General features: G+C 60.0%; 14 protein-coding genes. 12 read left to right on the top strand and 2 right to left on the bottom strand.

All coding sequences use genetic code 11. The features are described 5' to 3' along the window. Positions 1 to 48: 48 nt before the first annotated feature. Positions 49 to 4,905: an NAD-glutamate dehydrogenase gene (locus tag TU84_RS15215; RefSeq protein ID WP_048370289.1), complete on the bottom strand. Its 4,857-nt coding sequence runs from the start codon at positions 4,903 to 4,905 to the stop codon at positions 49 to 51. A gap of 497 nt (positions 4,906 to 5,402) precedes the next feature. Here TU84_RS15215 and TU84_RS15210 point away from each other — a divergent pair, with 497 nt between their 5' ends. Both TU84_RS15210 and TU84_RS15205 read left to right on the top strand, forming a co-directional pair. Next, complete coding sequence (locus tag TU84_RS15210; protein ID WP_048370287.1) at positions 5,403 to 5,759, top strand: hypothetical protein; 357 nt, start codon at positions 5,403 to 5,405, stop codon at positions 5,757 to 5,759. Between the two features lie 42 nt (positions 5,760 to 5,801). Then, positions 5,802 to 6,551, top strand: a complete 750-nt coding sequence (locus TU84_RS15205; RefSeq protein ID WP_048370284.1) for an amidohydrolase family protein — start codon at positions 5,802 to 5,804, stop codon at positions 6,549 to 6,551. Here the strand turns inward: TU84_RS15205 and TU84_RS15200 are convergent. Then, positions 6,536 to 7,384: a DMT family transporter gene (locus TU84_RS15200; protein WP_048370400.1), complete on the bottom strand. Its 849-nt coding sequence runs from the start codon at positions 7,382 to 7,384 to the stop codon at positions 6,536 to 6,538. The genes TU84_RS15205 and TU84_RS15200 overlap by 16 nt on opposite strands. Before the next feature lie 126 nt (positions 7,385 to 7,510). On the opposite strand from TU84_RS15200, the gene TU84_RS15195 reads away from it, so the two are divergent. The 10 genes from TU84_RS15195 to TU84_RS15150 all read left to right on the top strand — a co-directional run bounded on the left by TU84_RS15195 (position 7,511) and on the right by TU84_RS15150 (position 21,049). Beyond that, complete coding sequence (locus TU84_RS15195) at positions 7,511 to 8,377, top strand: LysR family transcriptional regulator (RefSeq protein WP_048370282.1); 867 nt, start codon at positions 7,511 to 7,513, stop codon at positions 8,375 to 8,377. Positions 8,378 to 8,707: 330 nt separating this feature from the next. Further along, positions 8,708 to 9,667 carry an AAA family ATPase gene (locus tag TU84_RS15190; protein ID WP_016780594.1) on the top strand — a complete coding sequence of 320 codons (960 nt, stop codon included), beginning with the start codon at positions 8,708 to 8,710 and terminating at the stop codon, positions 9,665 to 9,667. A gap of 2 nt (positions 9,668 to 9,669) precedes the next feature. Next, the gene (locus tag TU84_RS15185; RefSeq protein ID WP_048370278.1) at positions 9,670 to 10,614 is read left to right on the top strand and encodes a DUF58 domain-containing protein; all 945 of its coding nucleotides are present in this window, start codon (positions 9,670 to 9,672) and stop codon (positions 10,612 to 10,614) included. Next, positions 10,611 to 11,105, top strand: a complete 495-nt coding sequence (locus TU84_RS15180) for a DUF4381 domain-containing protein (RefSeq protein ID WP_048370275.1) — start codon at positions 10,611 to 10,613, stop codon at positions 11,103 to 11,105. The genes TU84_RS15185 and TU84_RS15180 overlap by 4 nt, the downstream gene beginning before the upstream one ends. After that, positions 11,098 to 12,174, top strand: coding sequence for a vWA domain-containing protein (locus TU84_RS15175; protein WP_048370274.1), 1,077 nt, complete (start codon positions 11,098 to 11,100; stop codon positions 12,172 to 12,174). Before TU84_RS15180 ends, TU84_RS15175 begins: the two co-directional genes overlap by 8 nt. Further along, positions 12,171 to 13,910: a tetratricopeptide repeat protein gene (locus tag TU84_RS15170; protein WP_048370273.1), complete on the top strand. Its 1,740-nt coding sequence runs from the start codon at positions 12,171 to 12,173 to the stop codon at positions 13,908 to 13,910. Before TU84_RS15175 ends, TU84_RS15170 begins: the two co-directional genes overlap by 4 nt. Beyond that, complete coding sequence (locus tag TU84_RS15165) at positions 13,907 to 15,541, top strand: BatD family protein (RefSeq protein WP_048370271.1); 1,635 nt, start codon at positions 13,907 to 13,909, stop codon at positions 15,539 to 15,541. The genes TU84_RS15170 and TU84_RS15165 overlap by 4 nt, the downstream gene beginning before the upstream one ends. A gap of 38 nt (positions 15,542 to 15,579) precedes the next feature. Next, entirely contained in the window at positions 15,580 to 16,824 is a 1,245-nt protein-coding gene (locus TU84_RS15160; RefSeq protein WP_048370269.1) for an exonuclease SbcCD subunit D C-terminal domain-containing protein, read from the top strand. Further along, positions 16,821 to 20,462 carry an AAA family ATPase gene (locus tag TU84_RS15155; RefSeq protein ID WP_048370267.1) on the top strand — a complete coding sequence of 1,214 codons (3,642 nt, stop codon included), beginning with the start codon at positions 16,821 to 16,823 and terminating at the stop codon, positions 20,460 to 20,462. Before TU84_RS15160 ends, TU84_RS15155 begins: the two co-directional genes overlap by 4 nt. Further along, entirely contained in the window at positions 20,459 to 21,049 is a 591-nt protein-coding gene (locus TU84_RS15150) for a glutathione S-transferase (protein ID WP_048370265.1), read from the top strand. The genes TU84_RS15155 and TU84_RS15150 overlap by 4 nt, the downstream gene beginning before the upstream one ends. The last annotated feature ends 319 nt before the right edge of the window (positions 21,050 to 21,368 follow it).

Genomic DNA, 21,368 nt, shown 5'->3' with positions numbered 1-21,368 from the left:
CCCGGCTCAGTTCTACTGAGCCGGGGCTTTGTTTTACTGCTCAGGCTGTCAGAGCCCTGTTTGACCGCTCAATGCCAGATCCAGCAGCTCACGGTTGGCCACGGCATACATCGCGTAATCGTTGCCGGTAGCCGCACGCAGGTCGACCAGCATCGAGCGCCAGCGCTCAACCATCGACTGATTCTGCTCAAGCCACAAAGCTACACGTGCTTCGATTTCAACCGGGGCATCAGCCATCTGCAACACCGACACGGTGATTGCGCGCTGCTGCCAGTCAATATCGTCACGGAAGGCCTCGCGGGCCAGCGCCTGCCAATTGTTCTCCACCGGCAAGTTGCTGATCTGCTGCAGGTACCAGGTCAGGTCCAGTGCGCTGCCCACGGCAAAGTACGCCTTGGCCACATCCGCGGCGTTCTGACCTGTGACGTCAGACGCCTCGATGATCGGCAACAAGGTGTACAGGTGCGTGGTGCCTGCCACCATGCGCGACAGCAACTCCGGCACGCCCGCATCAACGTACGCCTGATAACGGGTCTCCCAACCTTCGCGGGTCGGGCCTTCCAGCAGTTCGTTAAGCTTGAGGCCCAACGCAGCTAGATGCGGACCAAAGTGCGCAACATCGCGCGCTGCGTCCAGCTCGTTACGACGGCTGCGCAAGAACCAGCGGGTGGCACGACGGCCCAGGCGCATCAGTTCGTCCATCAATGCCAGCTGAATCTCGGCCGGCACTTGATAGTCCAGCGCTTCGATCTGACGAAACCAGTGCGGGAGGTGGAAAATGTCACGCACGATGACATAAGCCCCGGCCACGTTGGCCGCGCTCATGCCAGTCGACTCTTTCAGGCGCTCCACAAAGGTGATGCCCATGTGGTTGACCAGGTCGTTGGCGATCTGCGTGCTGACAATCTCGCGCTTCAAGCGGTGACGGCGCATGGCTGCGGCAAACTTGTTGACCAGCATCGGCGGGAAGGCCGTTTCCATGTCGCGGGTCAGGTAGTCGTCATCCGGCACCTGGGAGTTAAGCAACGCCTCCTTGAGGTCGATCTTGCTGTACGAGATCAAGACCGACAGTTCAGGGCGTGTCAGCCCATGACCTGCGGCCACGCGCTCGTTGAGCTGCTCTTCAGACGGCAGGAACTCGATGGCGCGGTCCAGCTTGCCACGGGATTCCAGGTCGTTCATCAGGCGTTTGTATTCAGCAATGCGCTCATAGGCACGACGCGCTGCCAGAGAAATGGCCTGCGTCTGCTTATAGTTGTTGCCCAAGACCAGCGCACTCACTTCGTCAGTCATGCTGCCGAGCAGTTGGTTGCGCTGCTTCTCGGTCATATCGCCTGCCTGCACCACTTCATTGAGCAGGATCTTGATATTCACTTCGTGGTCAGAGCAGTCCACGCCGCCGGCATTGTCGATAAAGTCTGTGTTCGAGCCGCCGCCGTTCAGGCCAAACTCCACACGGCCCAGTTGGGTCATGCCGAGGTTACCGCCCTCGCCCACCACCTTGCAGCGCAACTCGTTGCCATTGACGCGCAACGCATCGTTAGCCTTGTCACCCACATCGGCATGGCTTTCCGTGCTGGCCTTGACGTAAGTACCGATACCGCCGTTCCACAACAGGTCTACCGGGGCCTTGAGCAAGGCATTGAGCAGCTCGGTCGGGGTCAGTTTGTCGGCAGTGATCGCAAAGCGCTCTTTCATCTCAGGCGAGATGGCGATGCTTTTCGCACTACGGGAGAAGATCCCGCCGCCCGCTGACATGATGCTGGTGTCGTAATCCGACCAGGCTGAACGCGGCAGGTCGAACAAGCGCTGACGCTCGGCAAAGCTGTTGGCCGGCTCAGGATTTGGGTCGATAAAGATGTGCAGGTGGTTAAAGGCCGCAACCAGCTGCAATTTGTCAGACATCAACAAGCCATTGCCGAACACGTCACCGGCCATATCGCCGACGCCCACTACGCTGATGCTGTCTTGCTGGACGTTGATCCCGCGCTCTCTGAAGTGACGCTGCACGCCCACCCAGGCACCACGGGCGGTAATGCCCATTTTCTTGTGGTCATAACCGGCCGAACCGCCCGATGCGAAGGCGTCACCCAGCCAGAAGCCGTAGTCAATGGCAATGCCGTTGGCAATGTCCGAGAAAGTAGCCGTGCCTTTGTCCGCCGCGACCACCAGGTACGGGTCATCGTCGTCATGGCGCACTACGTTCAATGGCGGCACCAGCGCGCCATCCTTGAGGTTGTCAGTGATGTCCAGCAGGCCGGAGATGAAGATGCGGTAGCAAGCGATGGCTTCGGCCTGTACTTCATCACGGCTACCGCCCAGTGGCAGGCGACGCGGAACAAAACCGCCCTTGGCCCCAACCGGCACAATCACCGAGTTCTTCACTTGTTGGGCTTTTACCAGGCCCAGCACTTCAGTACGGAAGTCTTCTTCACGGTCCGACCAGCGCAAGCCACCTCGGGCTACGTTGCCGAAACGCAAGTGAACACCTTCAACCCGAGGCGAATAGACAAAGATTTCAAACTTCGGCACCGGCTTGGGCAGCTCTGGAATCAGGTGCGGATTGAACTTGAAGCTGAAATACGAACGGTTCTGGCCATTGGCATCCGGCTGGTAGAAGTTGGTTCGCAGGGTGGCTTTGATCAGGTCCAGATAACGTCGCAGGATGCGGTCTTCGTTGAGCACCTGAACGTCGTCCAGTGCGGTCAGAATCGCTTGCTCCAGACGCTGTTGCTTGTCTTCCAGGTCTTCGGCGGTCAGCTTGCGCGCCAGATAGAAGCGAGTCTTGAACAACCGGGTCAATTCGCGGGCGATGTCGGTGTGGTTGTTCAGGGTGCTGGCGATGTAGCCCAGATCGAAGCCCAGGCGGATCTGCTTCAAGTAACGCGCATAAGCCCGCAGCAACGCCACATCACGCCACGGCAAACCGGCCGTCAGCACCAGACGGTTGAACGCATCGTTCTCGGCATCGCCCTGGACGATATGCACAAAGGCATCTTGCAGTGTGTCGTTGAGCTGCTGGATATCCAGGTTCAAGCCTTCGCCAGCGGTAAAGGCAAAGTCATGGATCCAGAACTCACGACCATTGGCGTGACGCAGGCGGTACGGGAACTCGCCCAATACGCGCAAGCCAAGGTTTTCCAGAATCGGCAATACGTCAGACAGCGCCAGCGGCGTATCGGCATGGTACAGCTTGCAATGCAGTTCCTGCCCGGCGCTTTGGCCCAGCGGCTGGTAGAAACTCATCACCAGCGGTTTCTTTTCGCTCAAATTGGACAAATGCTGCATGTCCACCACCGCCGAGTGCGCGGCAAAGCGCTCGCGGTAACCTGCCGGGAAGCCTTTCGGGAAGTCTGCCAGCACCTTGGTGCCATTGGCTTCACCAAAGCTTTCAACCACCAGACTGGCGTAGTCGTCGTTCCAGCTGCGGCACGCCTGAACCACTTCTTTTTCAAGCAACAACGGGTCGATGTCGATGCGGTTTTTCGGATCAACCCGCAGAATCAGCTGAACCCGCGCCAGCACGGATTCCGAGAAGAAGGTCCAGAACTCGCAATCCGACGCTTGCAGACGGTCCATCAGCACTTGCTGAATCTTCTGTCGCACTTCGGTGGAGTACACGTCACGCGGCACATAGGCCAGGCAGTAGCAGAAACGCCCATACGGGTCTTTGCGCAGGAACACGCGGATCTTGTTGCGCTCCTGGATTTGCACAATCGACATCACGGTGCTGAACAGCTCATCCACCGGGGTCTGGAACAGGTCATCACGGGGCAGGACTTCCAGCACCTGCGCCAGTTCCTTGCCCAAGTGAGCCTTGGCCTGGAAGCCAGAACGGCGCTCGATCTCGTCCACTTTGCGACGGATATAAGGAATCACTCGCACGCTTTCGCCATACACCGACGAGGTGTACAAGCCCATAAAGCGGCATTCCTTGATCACTTTGCCATCCGCGTCGATCTGGCGGATCGACACGTAGTCCGGGTACGCCGGGCGGTGCACACGGCTCGGGTGGGCAGCCTTGGTGAACGACAGCAGGGTCGGCTCACGCAGGTAGCTCACCGCATAATCTTCGATACGCAGGTCTTCAGCGGTCAAGCCGACGCGCAGCAGCTTGGTCAGGCCGAGGAACGACTGCGGGTCATATTCGATATGACCGCCGTCTGCCTCGTCACGTACCACAAACTCTTCATAGCCCAGGAAGGTGAAGTGGTTGCCCAGCAACCACTCCAAAAAGCTCTTGATCTCGGCTTTTTCACCTGCATCCACGGCATATGGGCAGTTATCGACACTGGCCAGCAGCTCCCTGACCTTTGCCTTCATCGGCTCAAAGTCAGCCACGGCAATGCGCACTTCACCCAGAACCTGCTCCAGCTCCTTGCTCAGTACATTCAATTCAGCGGCGTTCGAGCAGCGGTCAATCTCCAGGTACATCAACGACTCTTGCGCGATGCCTTCACCGGTAGTGCCTTTGGGCAGAATTTCCAGCAGCTCGCCCTTGCTGCCACGACGCACGCTCAATACGGTGGTTTGCAGGGTGTGGATGCTGTAACCACGGCGGTTCAGCTCGGTACGCACCGAGTCCACCAGAAACGGCAAATCGTGATGCAACACTTCAACCGCGGTGTGGGTTGATTGCCAGCCATGACGCTCGTAATCGGGGTTGAACACCCGCACTTGCGGCTGGTCCGGGTCAAAGCGCTCCAGCAACCGCCAGGCCGACAGGGTGCAGCCGGCGAGATCGGACATGCGCCGTTGGGTGAGTTCGTCCAGTGAAATGATGCCGAAGAATTGCTCAGCAAACAGGGCTACTTGTGGCAGAGCCTGCTCACTGACGTGCTGGGCCAGTGCAGATTGCAGTTGATGCTGGAAGTCGGCTTTGCTGGCTGCGGTGAAGAACGCCATCTGTGGTACTCCGCTTGGGCTTGTTATTGAGAGAAGCGTCGCGTGCTATTCCCGCTTGGGGGAGCTGTCACTACTGTGCTCAACCTTCAAGAACACAGCGTGACAGGGAGGTGAAGCTGGCTGAAACCCTGAGGTCACAACATTATTCCGGGATGCTTATCGGTAAAAACGACTGCCAGGTCCACAGGCTGCATGTTTAGCGATAACCATCAACAACGCAGCTTAACGACTGCATCGCCCGGCCTGCTTGCGGTGCGGCGACATATTCGGTCATGGGGCGGCAATCTTGTGACCCGGACAGGAACAACCCTAGCAGTGGACACTCATATAACTTCATAAAAAAGCCTTAATTTCTGTCGGCAGTATCAGAAATATCTGACACGAAATAACAGGCCATCAGCCACCTACCCAGATTGAGCCAGCATAAAAACGCGAGGGCTGGCAAAATCGCCGCTTGTTCAGTGATTAGATGCGCTCAGCGCCAGGAATTCCCCACCATGCAAATGACCACCGCCCTGCTCATGGCCAACCCGTGTGACGACGAAGAAGACAACATGGCCATGCTGTGCTGCCACAGCGACAAGGGCGAAATGTTTCTGATGTCGCGCTATCCGGACGAGGACGAACTGGAAATCACCCTGGATGATGAGCCCTCCAGCCTCGACGGCGTAAAGGTCACACTCAGCCCGACGCGCCTGCTGATCGAAGTGGCGCCCGGCGATGCCGACGTGCTGAACGGCAGCGACCATCTGGAGATCCTCCATAGCGCTGATGCCGATGAACTGGCCGAGATCGAGCAAACCCTGAAAAACATTCTCGACGGCACCGGCACCTACATCAGCGAATTGAACTGACCCACTACAGCCCGAACCCGCACACCGACAGGTATGACCGCCATGCGCCAACTCTTCGATGCCCACTGCCACATCATCGACAAGGCTTATCCGCTGATTCCCAATAACGGGTACGTGCCAGACTTTTTCAGCGTTGATGATTACCTCGCGCGTACCCGCGATCTGGGCGTCGTCGGGGGCGCGGTGGTTTCAGGCTCGTTTCAGGGCTTTGATCAAACCTACCTGATCGCCGCACTCAAACGCTTGGGCGCAGGCTTTGTCGGCGTCACCCAACTGCCCGCCAGCGTCACTGACGCCGAGCTTGAAGCGTTGAACCAGCACGGCGTTCGTGCCCTGCGCTTCAACCTCAAGCGCGGCGGCTCAGAGCAACTCGACCAGCTCGAATCACTGGCCAAGCGCGTCTACGACTGCGTGGGCTGGCATTCAGAGCTGTACGTCGACTCTCGGGAACTGGCGCCGTTGTACGAACGTTTGCTGCGATTGCCAGCGCTGAGCATCGACCATCTGGGGCTGAGCCACGAAGGTTTGCCGGCTTTGCTGCGCCTTGCCGAGCACGGGGTGCGCATCAAGGCCTGCGGTTTTGGCCGGGTTGACTTCGACGTACCGCAGGTACTTAAAGACATTCACGCGGCCAACCCGAGCGCCTTGATATTCGGCACTGATTTACCGTCAACCCGCGCACCAAGAACATTTGAAAACAATGACATAGATGTTGTAGTTAATGCCTTGGGTGAAGCCGGGGCGCAAAAGGCACTGTGGCAAAATGCCCGGAATTTTTATCGCCTGGACTGAGGTTCGCGGCTCATCGCAATCACGCTCCCCAGCACAATAGCCGCCCCCGCAATCACTCCGGCTGAAACTTCACTGCCCAACACACCCGCCGCCAGCGCCATGGCGACGGGCGGGATCAGGTACATCACGCTGACCGAACGGCTGACTTGGGTGTGATTCAGTACAAAGCCCCATAACAGGTACGCCAACGCACTGGGAAACAACCCAAGGATTAACACCGCCACATTCACCCGGACCGGCGCCTTGAGCACCTCGTCCGTCAGCCCGGGCCAGTACACGCAGAGCAGCAGTGTGCCGCCCCAGACCATGTAACAGACGATGGTTAACGGGCTGTAGCGAGTAGAAATGTGTTTTTGCAGCACGAAATAGATGCTCCAGGACAACGCCGCCAGTAACAGCACCAGGCCCTGCGGGTGGAACTCACCCACGCCTTTATCGCCCCAGATCACCACCACGACCCCGAGCAAACCAACCGCGACCCACAACCAGCGCCACCCGCTGACGCGCTCCTTGAGGCACACCGCGGCGATAAATGTGCTGAACAACGGCGCGGTTTGCGCCAGCACACTGGATGCGCCGGGGCTGACCCAACGCTGGCCCATGTTCAACGCCATGTGGTGCAACGCCACGGCGAACAACCCCAACAGCATCAACCAGGGCACATCCCGCATCCGAGGCACGCCAATGCCGATAAACAGCGCAATCAACGCCATAAACAGCGATGCAATTAAAAATCGCAGCCAAGCCAGGTGCCCCGGCGAGTAGCTTTCCAGCCCGATATGGATCCCGATCGGTGAATAGGCCCAACACAACACGACAGCCGCCATGGCCATGGCCAGTTTGAAAGGTAACGACACGTTAGTGATCCTGAACCCATTGAAGTGGTGTTCAGTGTTTATCGCGCTCACGTGGGGCCACAAGTGAGATATAAAGAGCCCAGAATTCATCAGGAGTGAACAATGGAGCTCAGCCAGTTGCGCATGGTCAAGGCCGTGGCAGAGTGCGGCAGCATTGCGCTGGCCGCCGAACAGTTGCATTGCGTACCGTCGAACATCACCACTCGCATTAAGCAGCTGGAAAGCGAACTGGGCACCGCACTGTTCACCCGCGCCGGTCGCGGCTTGCGCATCAGCGCAGCCGGGCAGGTGTTTTTGGGCTATAGCGAGCAGATTCTGGCGCTGGTCGATCAGGCCAAACGCGCGGTTGCGCCCCAGGCCGTGCCCACCGGCAAGCTGCGCATTGGCGCAATTGAGTCCTGTGCAACCGGCAGACTGCCGCCCTTGCTCGCCGACTACCATCAGCGTTACCCGCAGGTCACCTTGGAGTTGGTCACCGGCAAATCAAAACAATTGCTCGATGATGTTAAACATCACCGACTTGACGGGGCCATGGTTGCTGGCTCAATCACTCAAACAAAACTATCTAAAACAATGCTTTACAACGAACACCTAGTGTTGATTGCGAGCCCTAAACTGGCGCCGCTTGCGCAACTGGCTGACGTGCACCGGCATACCGTGTTTATGTGGCCGCCCGGCTGCCCTTACCGTGCGGCGCTGGAAAACTGGGTGGCGGAACACGGGCTGGAAGTCAGCAAAATCGACTACGCCAATTGGGGCAGCATCATTGGTTGTGTCAGTGCTGGTGCAGGCTTGGCGCTAATACCCGAAGGCATGCTTCAGCAGTTTGGCGCCTGCGCACACCTTGTCACTTACCGCTTCCCCGAACTTGCACCCATGCCCAACCTGTTTTTCTGGCACAGCGAAACCGGCTCGCATGCCGCACGCGACGCCTTTGCCGCACTGCTGGCAGAGCACTTTGCGCCATAACACACAAAACCCTGTAGCCGCTGACGAGGCACGAGGCTGCGATCGGCTGCGATCGGCTGCGCAGCAGACGTAAATGGGCCGCTGGGTTTATCCGCCAAATCGAGGTCTGAGGATTTACGATCGCTGCGCAATCGATCGCAGCCTCGTACCTCGACAGCGGCTACAACCCCACCCAAATGAACACCATTCTCAACAACCTGTCTGATTTGGTTTTTTTGCACAAAAAGCCCGCCTGCGATTAGTCCGAAACCCTCGCAATGGATTAAAGTAACGCCCCCGGCAACGGCGTAATTTATGCGGCGTTGCAGTCCTTTTCAGGAACAGTCATCGATGGAACATCGTGAAGCGCTACTGGCGCTGCGAACCTTTCTTTCAACGCAGATTCTCGGTCAAGAAAAACTCATTGACCGCTTGTTGATCGCGCTGCTGGCTGACGGCCATATGCTGGTCGAAGGCGCGCCAGGCCTTGCCAAGACCAAAGCCATCAAAGAGCTGGCGGAAGGTATCGAAGCGCAGTTCCATCGCATTCAGTTCACCCCCGACCTGTTGCCTGCCGACATCACCGGCACTGAAATCTATCGCCCCGAAACCGGCAGCTTTGTCTTCCAGCAAGGCCCGATCTTCCACAATCTGGTGCTGGCCGACGAAATCAACCGGGCACCGGCCAAAGTGCAATCGGCCCTGCTTGAGGCGATGGCCGAGCGCCAGGTCAGCGTCGGGCGCAGCACTTACGAGCTGTCACCGCTGTTTCTGGTCATGGCCACGCAAAACCCCATCGAGCAAGAAGGCACTTACCCGCTGCCAGAAGCCCAGCTCGACCGTTTTCTGATGCACGTGAAAATTGGCTTCCCTGACGCAGCAGTTGAGCGCCGTATCCTGCAACAGGCCCGTGGCGAAGCCCTCAACGGTGAAACCAAGCCTGAACGCCGGGTCAGCCAACAGGCCATTTTTGCCGCCCGCAAGGAAATCCTCGGGCTGTACATGGCCGATGCGGTAGAGGAATACCTGGTGCAATTGGTCATGGCGACCCGTACGCCCGGCAAATTCGACCCGGAAATGGCCGAATGGATTGCCTACGGCGCCAGCCCCCGTGGCTCGATTGCCCTTGATCGCTGCGCCCGTGCACACGCCTGGCTCGCCGGTCGCGACTTCGTCAGCCCGGAAGACATCCAGGCCGTGCTGTTCGACGTGCTGCGCCACCGTATTATTTTGTCTTTCGAAGCCGAGGCGGCTGGCATCGACCAGGACCGCGTGGTGCAACGCATCCTTGACGTTGTTGCCGTTGCCTGACGATGACCGCCCTCCTGCCCGCCGAGCCCGGCATTCGTGTGACTCTCACCGAACTGATCGAGATGCGCCATCGCGTGCGCGAGGTGCAGCTGTTCTCCACCCCCGGCCACCGTAGCCCGCTGGTGGGCTTGCACCACTCCAAGCTGCGCGGGCGCGGGGTCGACTTCGATCAGGTACGGATTTATCAGGCCGGGGACGATGTGCGCACCATTGACTGGCGCGTTACCGCACGCACCCAGGAACCACACACCAAGATGTTCCATGAGGAGCGCGAACGGCCAATCTTCATTCTCGCCGAGCAAAGCCGTCGGCTGTTCTTCGGTTCAGGGCTGATGTTCAAGTCGGTGCTTGCCGCTCAAGCCGCGAGCCTGATTGGCTGGGCCGCGCTAGGCCATAACGACCGGGTGGGCGGCCTGGTGTTTGGCGACCACGAGCATTACGAAATCAAGCCACGGCGCAGCAAGCAAAGCCTGCTGCAATTGCTCAACCGCTTGGTGCGTGTCAATCAATCGCTGCACACAGAAGTCCAGTCAGACCGTGATGCACTGGGAATGGCCTTGATCCGCGCCCGCGAGGTGCTGCGCCCCGGCAGTCTGGTGGTGGTGATTTGTGATGAGCGGGCACTGACCGACGCCGCCGAACAGCAATTGAGCCTGTTATCACGCCATTGCGACTTGATCCTGCTGCCGTTGTCCGACCCACTGGATCACGCCCTGCCCGCCGCCGGGCTGCTGCGCTTTGCCGAGCGCGGAGCCCAACTGGAACTGGACACGCTCAACTATGATTTGCGTCAGGCTTATCGCGCTCAGGCTGAAGCCCGTATCGCCCGCTGGGAGCTGCTCGCGCAAAAGCTGCGGGTATTGTTGATGCCCCTCAGCACACAAAGCGAAATGATCGAACAACTGCGTGAGTTCCTGAACGCCAAACGCCCCGGCAAATCGTCATGAACGAGCTCGAACACTTGCAACCGCTCATCACCCCGCCCGCGATTGGCTTGTGGCCACCAGCGCCGGGCTGGTGGTTGCTGCTGCTCCTGATTCCGGCTCTGGGCTGGGGTTTGTGGTGGTTGCGCCGTTATCTGCCTGCCAAGCGTCAATTGACCAACACCGAACAGCCCCTTGACCCGGTACGCGTAGCGGCCCTGGAAGAGCTGGCGCGGTTCAACAAACCCTACGATGGCGCGCCTGCCGGTGCATGGCTGCAGCAACTCAACGGCCTGCTCAAACGCCTGTGCCGCAGCCACTACCCGTACAGCCAGAGCCATACGCTCAATGGCCGCAAGTGGCTGGCGTTTCTCGACAACCGCTGCCCGGCCGCCGGTTTGACCCGCTGGATGGTGCTGGTAGAAGGCGCGTACAAGCCCGAGTGCAAACTCGATGACAAGGCCATCGCCGGGCTCAATCAAGCGGTTGAAACCTGGATTCGCAAACATGTTTGAGTTCGCCTGGCCCTGGCTATTCGCCTTACTGCCACTGCCCTGGGTGATGCGCCTGGTGCTGCCGGCTGCCGACAGCGGCGAACCTGCACTCAAAGTCAGTTTTTTGGGCGATCTCGAAGAACTTGCCCGGCGCAAAGCGCGGCCCACCCTGCCTTCGCTGCGTCAGCAAATTCCGTATGTGTTGCTGTGGTTGTTGTTGCTGACCGCCGCAGCCCGCCCGCAATGGCTGGGCGAACCACTACCGATTGCCGCCAGCGGCCGCGATTTGTTGGTGGCCGTGGACGTCTCGGGCTCCATGGACTACCCGGACATGCACTGGCACAACGAGGACATCACCCGCCTCGATTCGGTGAAAAAGCTGCTGGGCGACTTTCTTGAACACCGTGAAGGCGACCGTGTCGGCCTCATCCTGTTTGGCAGCCAGGCGTATCTGCAAGCCCCGCTGACCTTCGATCGGCACACCGTGCGCACCTGGCTCGACGAGGCGCGCATCGGCATTGCCGGTAAAAACACGGCCATCGGCGACGCTATTGGTCTGGCCGTCAAGCGCCTGCGTCAACGCCCGGCGCAGAGCCGGGTGTTGATCCTGGTCACCGACGGCGCCAACAACGGCGGCCAGATCGATCCCTTGACCGCGGCCCGCCTGGCGGCTGAAGAAGGCGTCAGAATCTACCCGATCGGGGTCGGTTCCGACCCGCAAGAGAACACCGCCAAGGGTCTGTTCAGCATTAACCCGGGCGTGGACCTGGACGAGCCGGCCATGGAAGAAATCGCCCACATAACCGGCGGCCGCTACTTCCGTGCCCGCGACGGTAACGAACTGTCCACCATCAAAGACACCCTCGACCAACTTGAACCTGTCGCCCAGCAGCCCACTCAGGCACGCCCGGCGCAGGCGCTTTACAGCTGGCCTTTGGCTGGTGCACTGCTGCTCAGCGTGCTGCTGGTGATCCGCGAGCTATGGCCCAACCATCCGCTGCAACGTTTACTGAGCAAGGAACACTTTCTGCCTCAAAATCCTGACTGGCGCTCGCGGCTCAAACGCCTGCGCTTGCGGAGGCGCCGATGAGCGCGCTCTGGCCGCATTGGTTTCGCCCCGAATGGCTGCTGGCTCTGCCGCTGCTGTGCTGGCTGCTATGGAAACTCTGGCACCGGCAAAAACGCGCCGGGCGCTGGCAGATGATCCTGCCTGAAGCCTTTCATCGCGTCTTGCTCAGCGGCGGTAATGGCCGCGACAGCAAACTGCCGTGGATCGCCCTCGGCCTGGCCTGGCTGCTGGCGTTGTTTGCCTTGCTCGGACCAAGCTGGGAACGCGTTGAACAGTCCGCGCAAAAACCGGCCGACCCGCTGGTGGTGATGCTTGAGCTGACCCCGCAAATGCTCGCGACCGACAGCCAGCCCAACCGCCTCGAACAGGCACGGCGCAAACTCTACGACCTGCTGCAAAGTCGCAGCGATGCGCAAACGGCAATCATCGTCTACGCCGGGAGCGCCCATACGCTGGTGCCGCTGTCCGATGACATGGCCACCAGCCGCAACCTGCTCGAAGCGGTCAAGCCATCGATCTTGCCGCAACCGGGCAATCGCGCCGACCTCGCCGTCAACAAAGCCCTCAAGCTGCTGGATCAAGGAGCGCTGGGCGAAGGTCGTCTGCTGCTGGTGACCTCATCGCTTAGCGAACAAGAGCGCGCAGGTATCCGCAAGGAACTGGACGGCCACACGCTGCCGCTGTTGATACTTGGTGTCGGCACCCGTGAAGGCTCGCCGGTGGTCGAAGAAAACGGCGAGTTTCTGAAAGATGCCCAGGGCGCCATCCTCCTGCCGCGCCTCGACAGCCCGAGCCTGCGTGCCTTTGCCGAAGACGTAGGGGGGAGTTACCGACAAGCAAAGCTGGATGACAACGACCTGCGCGGCCTGGGTTTGCTCGATGGCCCGCAACATTTACGCGACGACGGCCAGACGCTGCGCCTGGACACCTGGTCTGACCAAGGCTACTGGCTATTGCTGCCACTGCTACTGCTGGCCGCGTGTGCGGGTCGTCGTGGCTGGCTGTTCTGCCTGCCGCTGCTCTTCATGCTGCCTCAACCCAGCTACGCCTTCAGCCTGACAGATCTGTGGTTGCGCCCCGACCAACAAGGCCAGCGCCTGCTTGAGCAGAAAAAACCGTTACAAGCCGTCGAACACTTCAAAGACCCATTGTGGCAAGGTCTGGCGCTGTATCAGGCGGGCGACTACAGCGCGGCAGCTCAGCGCTTTGGCGAGGTCAACAGTGCCAGCGCACACTACAATCGCGGTAACGCATTGGCCATGAGTGGTGAGCTTGAGGCGGCAATTGACGCCTATGAGCAAGCACTGGAGCTGCAACCCGACCTGCAAGTCGCCGCGCAGAACAAGGCGCTGGTCGAGCAAGTGCTTGAGCAAAAACGCGAACAAGACACACCACCGCCGGACAAAGTGCCAGAAAAACCCGCCGAACCCGACGAAACCGATCCGTCCGTCAGCAGCAGTAATGCCACGACCACCGGCGAGAACGGCCAACATGATCAAAGCAGCGCGGCCACCGACCCGGCCGCCCATGCCAACCCGGACGACGCCGTCGAACCGCCACCGGCCGCCAACGAGCCCGGCAACGAACCGGAAGAACAGACCACAACCCGTCCACCCGCCCCGACCACGGATGTGCTGGATGACGAACACCACCAGGCGCTGGAGCAATGGCTCAGACAGATTCCAGACAACCCCAGTGAATTGCTACGACGAAAATTTTGGTACGAACAGCAGCAACATCAGGACTCGCCGCAATGAATCGCTTCTGCGTTTTACTCTTTTTGCTCTGTTGCTGGACAGTACCCGCCCATGCGCTGGGGCTGGTCGCCAGTGTTGACCGCGATCAGCTCAACTCCGGTGAAACCGTCGAGCTGACCCTGGAGACCAATGACGCCACGTTGTTCGGCAAACCCGATCTGGCGCCACTGGACACCCTGTTTGAAGTGCGCGGCACGCGTCAGGTCAACCAACTGACCACACTCAACGATGACAACAAAGCCACCACCCGCTGGATTATCACCCTGCAACCCAAGCAAACCGGCACCGTGACCATTCCGTCCCTGCAAGTGGGCGATTACCACAGCTTGCCGATCAACCTTACGGTGACCCAGAGCAGCGCCAGTGACTCCGAGCTGGCCCCTGTATTCATTGAGGCCAGCCTCGATCAGCCTAGTGTGTACGTACAAGCCCAGGCGATTTTGACCTTGCGCGTTTATCACTCGGTGGCGCTTTACGACGACAGCAACTTGACCCCGCTGCACCTGCAAGACGCCATCGTTGAGCAACTGGGCGAGTCGCGCACTTACGAAAAGCTGATCAATGGTGTGCGCCACGGCGTGATCGAGGTGCGCTACGGCATCTACCCTCAACACAGCGGCGAGCTGCAAATCCCTGCGTTGACCTTCAGCGCGACCCAGGTGGACAACCAGCCCGGCAACACCTCGACACCCAACGCGCCAAAGCCCGGGAAAATGGTCCACGTGACCTCCACCGAGATTCCCTTGCAGGTCAAACCCAAGCCAGAAGACTACCCGGCCACTACCGCTTGGTTACCGGCCCGCAGCCTGAGCCTGAGCGAAACCTGGAACCCCGAGCCAGATCATTCCAAAGTGGGCGACTCGCTGACCCGCACCCTGACCCTCAAGGCCGAAGGCCTGTCCAGCGCCCAATTACCGCCGCTGCCCGCCACCGACGTGAATGGCTTGCGGCGTTACCCCGACTTGCCGCAACTGAGCAATCAGGTCACTGACAATGGTCTGATCGGCAGCCGCGAAGAGCGTGAGGCCTTGGTGCCGACGCGAGTGGGCCAAGTAGAGCTGCCCGCCGTTGAACTGGTGTGGTGGAACACCCACGAAGACCGTCTTGAACGCAGCTACCTGCCCGCCCGCACCTTGCAGGTGGCGGCCAACACCAGCCTGGCCGCCGACACGCTGGCCGGCGCTGGCCCGGTCGTCGACAGCGATGACTCAACGCTGTGGCTGTGGCAACTGAGCACCTTGCTGCTGGCCTGCACCACATTGATTGGCTTCGGCCTGTGGTGGCGCGCACGCTGGCAACCGGCCATTCTGCGAGCTGCGCAAACCGGCCCGAGCCCACGCACACTGCTCGACGACATCAAGCGCGCCAGCCTGGCCAACGACCCGCAGGCCACGCGCCAGGCGCTGGACGCCTGGGCGCGGCAACAACCAGAAACCCTGGCCGAAATGGCCGCACGTTTTGTACTGCTGTCCGATGCTCTGGATGGCCTTAACGGCGCGCTCTACAGCGAAACCGGCCAATACTGGCAAGGTGAAGAGCTGTGGAAAGCGATTCGCAGCATCCCGGCCGCCGAACGCGAGCAGGACACCGCCAGCGAATCCAGCAGCCTGCCGCCGCTCTACCCCAAATAATCGCGGGTACGCTTTACCCTTTTTAAACGGATTTTGTTATGCGCCTTTTTCACACTTCCGACTGGCACCTGGGGCAAAACCTCCACGGCCAGGAACGCGACTTCGAACACACTTGCTTTCTGAGCTGGCTACTCACCCAACTGGCCACTGAACAACCCGATGTGTTGCTGATTGCCGGGGACATTTTTGACACCGTCAACCCGCCGGTCAAAGCTCAGGAACGCCTGTACGACTTCATCGTCAGCGCCCACGAGCAACAACCCAAGCTGACCATCGTGATGATCGCCGGTAACCACGACTCCGGCTCGCGCATCGAATTGCCCGCGCCATTGATGCGCCGTTTGCGTACCCATGCACTGGGCCGTGTGCTGTGGCTCGATGACGGCCAACTGGATGCCGAACGCCTGTTGATTCCACTGCCTGACACCTCTGGCGAAATCGCCGCATGGTGCCTGGCCCTGCCCTTCTTGCGCCCGGCCGAAGTCACCGGCGCGCACTTGGGGGATGATTACTTGCGCGGCATTGGCCAGGTCCACGAATGGCTGATTGAAGCCGCCAACGCCAAACGCAAGCCCGGGCAAGCGCTGATTGCCATCAGCCACGCGCACATGGCCGGCGGTTCGGTGTCCGAAGACTCCGAACGCAGCCTGATCATCGGCAATGCCGAAGCCCTGCCCGCCAGCCTGTTCGGCCCCAGCATCAGCTATGTTGCGCTGGGCCATCTGCACAAACCGCAACGGGTAAACAGCGAAGAGCGCATCCGCTATTGCGGTTCGCCGATCCCGCTGTCGTTTTCCGAGATCGGCTACCAGCACCAGATTCTCGACGTCAAACTCGACGGCGAAACCCTGGTCAGCGTCGAAAGCCGCTTGATCCCGCGCGCCGTCAATCTGCAACGGGTCGGCCCGGCGCCCCTGCTTGAAATTCTTGGTCAGTTGGCAGAGTTGCCGGACATTGACCTGCTGGCCGACACCCAGCGCCAACCGTGGCTTGAAGTGCGGGTCAAGCTGGACGAGCCGCAGCCCGACTTGCGTCAGCAAATCGAAACCGCCCTGCAGGGCAAAGCCGTGCGCCTGGTGCGCATCTCTGCTGAATACGCCGGTAATGGCAGCCACGCCGGGGACAACGACGCCGCACAATTGATCGAGCTGGACCAATTGACCCCACAAGAGCTGTTCAGTCGCGCCTGGCAGGACAACTACGGCAGCGAAGCCGATGAGCAAACCCTCAAAGACTTTGCCGTGCTGCTGCAAGAAGTCCAGATGGAAGGTGAACAGCCATGAAAATCCTCGCGATTCGCCTGAAAAACCTGGCTTCACTGGCGGGCCCTTTTGAGCTGGACTTTACCGCCGAGCCACTGGCCAGTGCCGGGCTGTTTGCAATCACCGGTCCCACTGGCGCCGGTAAAAGCACCCTGCTCGACGCCTTGTGCCTGGCCTTGTTCGGTGCAGTGCCACGGCTGAACAACACCGGCCGGGATGCCAAGGTCCCGGATGCCGACGGCGAGATCGCCACGGGCGACCCGCGTACCCTGCTGCGTCGCGGCACCGGCGAAGGCTATGCCGAAGTCGATTTCGTCGGCATTGATGGCCGCCGCTATCGTGCTCGCTGGGAAGCCAATCGCGCCCGCGAAAAGGCCAATGGCAAGCTGCAAGCCAGCCGCCAGAGCCTGCGCGATCTGGACAGCGATCAACTGCTGGCCAGCCAGAAAAGCGATTACAAAGTGCAGCTGGAGTCACGTCTGGGCCTGAACTTTGAACAGTTCACCCGTGCCGTAATGCTGGCGCAAAGCGAGTTCAGTGCGTTTCTCAAGGCCGATGACAACGAGCGCAGTGAACTGCTGGAAAAACTCACCGACACGGCGCTGTACACCCGTCTCGGCAAGCGTGCCTTCGACAAAGCCAAAGAAGCCCGCGATGCGCACAAGCAGCTGCTAGATCAAGCCGTCGGCGTAACCCCGCTGGAGCCCGAAGCCCGTGCGGAGCTGGACCAGCGTCATAGCGAGGCGCAAAAGCTGCTGAAAACCCGGCAAAGTCAGCTCAAGCAACTTGAACAGCAACACACGTGGCTCAAAACCCTGCGCGAGCTGCAAGAACAGCAACAGAGTGCCGCCGAACAGCTCCATCAGGCCCAAGCCGAGTGGGACGGCCAGGCCGAGCAACGACAAACCCTCGATTTACTGGAACAGCTGGCGCCCCAGCGTCATCAATTCACCCGCTTGGCCGAACTGGACGCGCAACTCAGCCCACTGGCCGAGCAGATCGCCGGGCACTTGCAACAGCAGACTGAGCTGGGTCAACGCCAGACTCAACTGCAACAAGCACTCCAGACTGCCCAACAGGCGGCCAATCAGGCCCAGGCCGAGCTACGGGATGCCGCACCGCATCTGCAAAAAGCCCATCTGGAACACGCCAATCTCACGCGTCTGACCCAGGCCCTGGACGCGCAACAGGCGCTTAAAAAGCAGGCTGAAGACGCTTGCGCCGAAGGGCAAAAGGCCTTGCACGGCTTGCTAGAGCGCCAGCAGCAAGGTACAGAACGCTTGGCGCAGATCGCTGCGCAGTTGGAACACAGCGCCGAACTGGCCCCCTTGGCCAATGCCTGGGACGGTTACCGTCGCGGCCTGCAGCAATTGGTGCGCCTGAGCACCACGCTGAACAAAGGCCGTGAGGAATTACCGGCGCTAGAACAACGCGCCAGCCAGGCAGCTCAGCAGCTCACTGAACTGCACAGCAGCCTGGAAATCTTGTTCCAGGAAGCCGCTGCCGAACCCCACGCCGTCAATGAGCAGATCCAGACCCTGGGCAGTCTGCTGGCAGACAACCGTCAGCAACAGCGCGCCTTTGAAGACTTACAGCGCCTGTGCAGCAGCCAGTTGGCCCTTGAGGCACGTTTACAGGCGGTGCAGGTCAAACTGCAAAACCTGCAAACCGAACGCGAAACGCTCATCGGCCAAGGCACCCAGACCAAAAAAGAATTTGAAGCTGCCGAGCAAGCCTTGCGCGTGACTCAGCAGTTGCTTGAACGCCAGCGCCTGGCCCGCAGCGCCAGCGTCGAAGAGCTGCGCGCACATCTTCAGGACGATCATCCCTGCCCGGTCTGCGGCAGCCATGAACACCCGTATCACCAGCCTGAAGCGCTGTTGCAGAGCCTGTCGCGCTTTGACGAGGAAGAAGAGACCAATGCGCGCAAGACGGTCGATACCCTCAAAGAAACGCTCAACCAGTTGCGTGAGCAACTCGCCGGGGTCAACGCGCAACAGCGCGAACTGATACAGCAGCATCAGCAACTTGGCGAAGAAATTCAGGCGCTGGCGCCCGGCCTGGAAGCCCATCCGCTGTATGCGCAATGGCAAGGGCAAGACCCGGCCAAGCGCGAAGCCTGGCTGACTCAACGCTTGAGCCAGTTGCAGCACAGCATCAGCCAAGACGAACAACGTCAAAACGCTCTGCTCGCCCTGCAAAAAGAAGCTGCTGCATTGCAGCAACAGCTGCAACGCAGCACAGAAGCCAGCCAGCAAGCCACGCAGCAACTCAGCGAGCAGCAACAACACCTCAAGGCCGACACGTTGCGCTTTGAGGAAGAACTTGCCGAGTTTGCCAATCTGCTGCCGGAGACCACACTGGCGGCATTGCGTGAAAACGCCTCAGCCTGCTTTATGCAGCTTGATCAGCAGGTCACCCATCGCCTTGAACAACTGGATCAACAGCGCGATGAACAGACTGAGCAGACTGAACGCGCCGGCCGCATCGAGCGTGAGCAGTATCAGCAAGCCACCCACACTAAAGAGCTGGATGCCCTGCAACGCAGCGTAACTGAGTTGCTCGAACAACAGCAGGCAGGCCAGCAAAGCCTCAAGCAACTGCTGGGCGATCACCCGAGCGCCGAACAGTGGCAACAGCACCTTGAACAGGCGCTTGAGCAGGCTCGCAACGCCCAGACCCAGGCCAGCGAAGCGCTGCAAACCACCGCCCACCAATTGGTGCAACTGGCGGCCCAGCTCAAGGCTCAACAAGAGCACCTGCACGCCCTGCAAACTGAACATAGCAGCGTGAGCGAGCAGGTCGAGCAATGGCGCGGGCAGCACTTAGCGCTCGATACGGCCCGGTTGCAACAATTGTTGAGCTTCGACGACACGCACATTCGCGACCTGCGCCAGCAGTTGCAAGCCAGCGAAAAAGCCGTCGAGCAAGCCCGCGTCCTGCTCCAGGAACGTGAGCAACGCCTCAACCAGCATCAGGCGCAGGCCAATGGCAACCTTGATGCCCAAGCGCTTGAGGTTGCCCTCAATGAACTGAACGCGCTGATCGCCGCCAGCGAACAACACGTGGCAGAACTGCGGGCGCAACAGGCAGAAGACCAACGTCGCCAAGAGGCCAACCAGGCCTTGGCGCAACGTATCGCCCAAGCCTATGAAGAATGGCAGCGCTGGGCGCGGCTGAGTGAACTGATCGGTTCGGGTACCGGCGACAAATTCCGCAAGATCGCCCAGGCCTACAATCTCGACCTGCTGGTACACCACGCCAACGCCCAACTGCGCCAACTGGTTAAACGTTACCGCCTCAAGCGCGGCGGCAGCATGCTCGGTTTGCTGGTGATGGACACCGAAATGGGCGACGAATTGCGTTCGGTGCACTCGCTGTCAGGCGGTGAAACCTTCCTGGTGTCGTTGGCACTGGCGTTGGGGTTGGCGTCGATGGCGTCCAGCACGCTGAAAATCGAGTCGTTGTTTATCGACGAAGGGTTTGGCAGCCTGGACCCTGAGTCATTGCAATTGGCCATGGATGCCCTCGACGGCCTGCAAGCCCAGGGGCGCAAAGTTGGGGTGATATCCCACGTACAGGAAATGCATGAACGCATTCCGGTGCAAATACAGGTGCGGCGCCAAGGCAATGGCCTGAGCACCGTGGAGGTCAAATGACCGGCAACGTGCTGTATTCCTTCCGTCGCTGCCCGTATGCCATGCGGGCGCGCATGGCCCTGCGTTACAGCGGCGTGCCGTTATCGATTGTAGAAGTCAGCCTCAAGGCCAAGCCGGCTGAAATGCTCGCGCTGTCGCCCAAGGGCACCGTACCGGTATTGGTCAGTGCCGATGGCCGGGTGATTGAGCAAAGCCTGGAGATCATGCACTGGGCCTTGGCCCGGCATGACCCGGACAACTGGCTTGGTCCGGACAGTGCCGCGCTGATTGAAGAAAACGACCAGGTCTTCAAGGTCAACCTTGACCGCTACAAATACGCCATCCGCTACCCGGAACAGCCGATGGAACACTATCGCGCCCAAGGAGCGGCGTTTTTGCAGCGCCTGGAAGTGCTGCTCGAACAGACGCCATACCTGGCTGGCGACACCTTGAGCCTGGCGGACATTGCCCTGGCCCCATTTGTGCGCCAGTTCGCCCACGTCGACCGCGACTGGTTCGAACAAGCGCCCTACCCGCGCCTGAATGCCTGGCTGGAACGGTTTTTAGCGTCTGAATTGTTTACCGCCGTCATGGCCAAAACTGCCTGACAGGATTTTCGCCAACTTGTAGTCGCTGACGAGGCACGAGGCTGCGATGCGGGCCGCAGGACCGCCGCCTTGGGGTCGCTGCGCAACCCATCGCAGCCTCATCCTTCGGCAGCGACTACAGGATTTTCGCCAACTGTAGTCGCTGACGAGGTACGAGGCTGCGATGCGGGCCGCAGGACCGCCGCCTTAGGGTCGCTGCGCAACCCATCGCAGCCTCATCCTTCGTCAGCTCCTACAGGATTTTCGCCAACCCTGTAGCAGTTGCCGAGCTCCGCGAGGCTACGTCTGTAGTCGCTGACGAGGCACGAGGCTGCGATGC

Origin of the sequence: Pseudomonas helleri (assembly GCF_001043025.1) — a bacterium.
In the GTDB taxonomy this organism is placed as follows: Bacteria; Pseudomonadota; Gammaproteobacteria; order Pseudomonadales; family Pseudomonadaceae; genus Aquipseudomonas; species Aquipseudomonas helleri.
This window is presented reverse-complemented; position numbering and strand designations above follow the sequence as displayed.

Excerpts from the sequence above, each read along its gene's own strand:
- TU84_RS15180 (WP_048370275.1), top strand. The coding sequence starts at position 10,611 with ATGAACGAGCTCGAACACTTGCAACCGCTCATCACCCCGCCCGCGATT.
- TU84_RS15200 (WP_048370400.1), bottom strand. The coding sequence starts at position 7,384 with ATGGCCATGGCGGCTGTCGTGTTGTGTTGGGCCTATTCACCGATCGGG.
- TU84_RS15160 (WP_048370269.1), top strand. The coding sequence starts at position 15,580 with ATGCGCCTTTTTCACACTTCCGACTGGCACCTGGGGCAAAACCTCCAC.
- TU84_RS15190 (WP_016780594.1), top strand. The coding sequence starts at position 8,708 with ATGGAACATCGTGAAGCGCTACTGGCGCTGCGAACCTTTCTTTCAACG.
- TU84_RS15215 (WP_048370289.1), bottom strand. The coding sequence starts at position 4,905 with ATGGCGTTCTTCACCGCAGCCAGCAAAGCCGACTTCCAGCATCAACTG.
- TU84_RS15175 (WP_048370274.1), top strand. The coding sequence starts at position 11,098 with ATGTTTGAGTTCGCCTGGCCCTGGCTATTCGCCTTACTGCCACTGCCC.
- TU84_RS15165 (WP_048370271.1), top strand. The coding sequence starts at position 13,907 with ATGAATCGCTTCTGCGTTTTACTCTTTTTGCTCTGTTGCTGGACAGTA.
- TU84_RS15155 (WP_048370267.1), top strand. The coding sequence starts at position 16,821 with ATGAAAATCCTCGCGATTCGCCTGAAAAACCTGGCTTCACTGGCGGGC.
- TU84_RS15185 (WP_048370278.1), top strand. The coding sequence starts at position 9,670 with ATGACCGCCCTCCTGCCCGCCGAGCCCGGCATTCGTGTGACTCTCACC.
- TU84_RS15205 (WP_048370284.1), top strand. The coding sequence starts at position 5,802 with ATGCGCCAACTCTTCGATGCCCACTGCCACATCATCGACAAGGCTTAT.
- TU84_RS15150 (WP_048370265.1), top strand. The coding sequence starts at position 20,459 with ATGACCGGCAACGTGCTGTATTCCTTCCGTCGCTGCCCGTATGCCATG.
- TU84_RS15210 (WP_048370287.1), top strand. The coding sequence starts at position 5,403 with ATGCAAATGACCACCGCCCTGCTCATGGCCAACCCGTGTGACGACGAA.
- TU84_RS15170 (WP_048370273.1), top strand. The coding sequence starts at position 12,171 with ATGAGCGCGCTCTGGCCGCATTGGTTTCGCCCCGAATGGCTGCTGGCT.
- TU84_RS15195 (WP_048370282.1), top strand. The coding sequence starts at position 7,511 with ATGGAGCTCAGCCAGTTGCGCATGGTCAAGGCCGTGGCAGAGTGCGGC.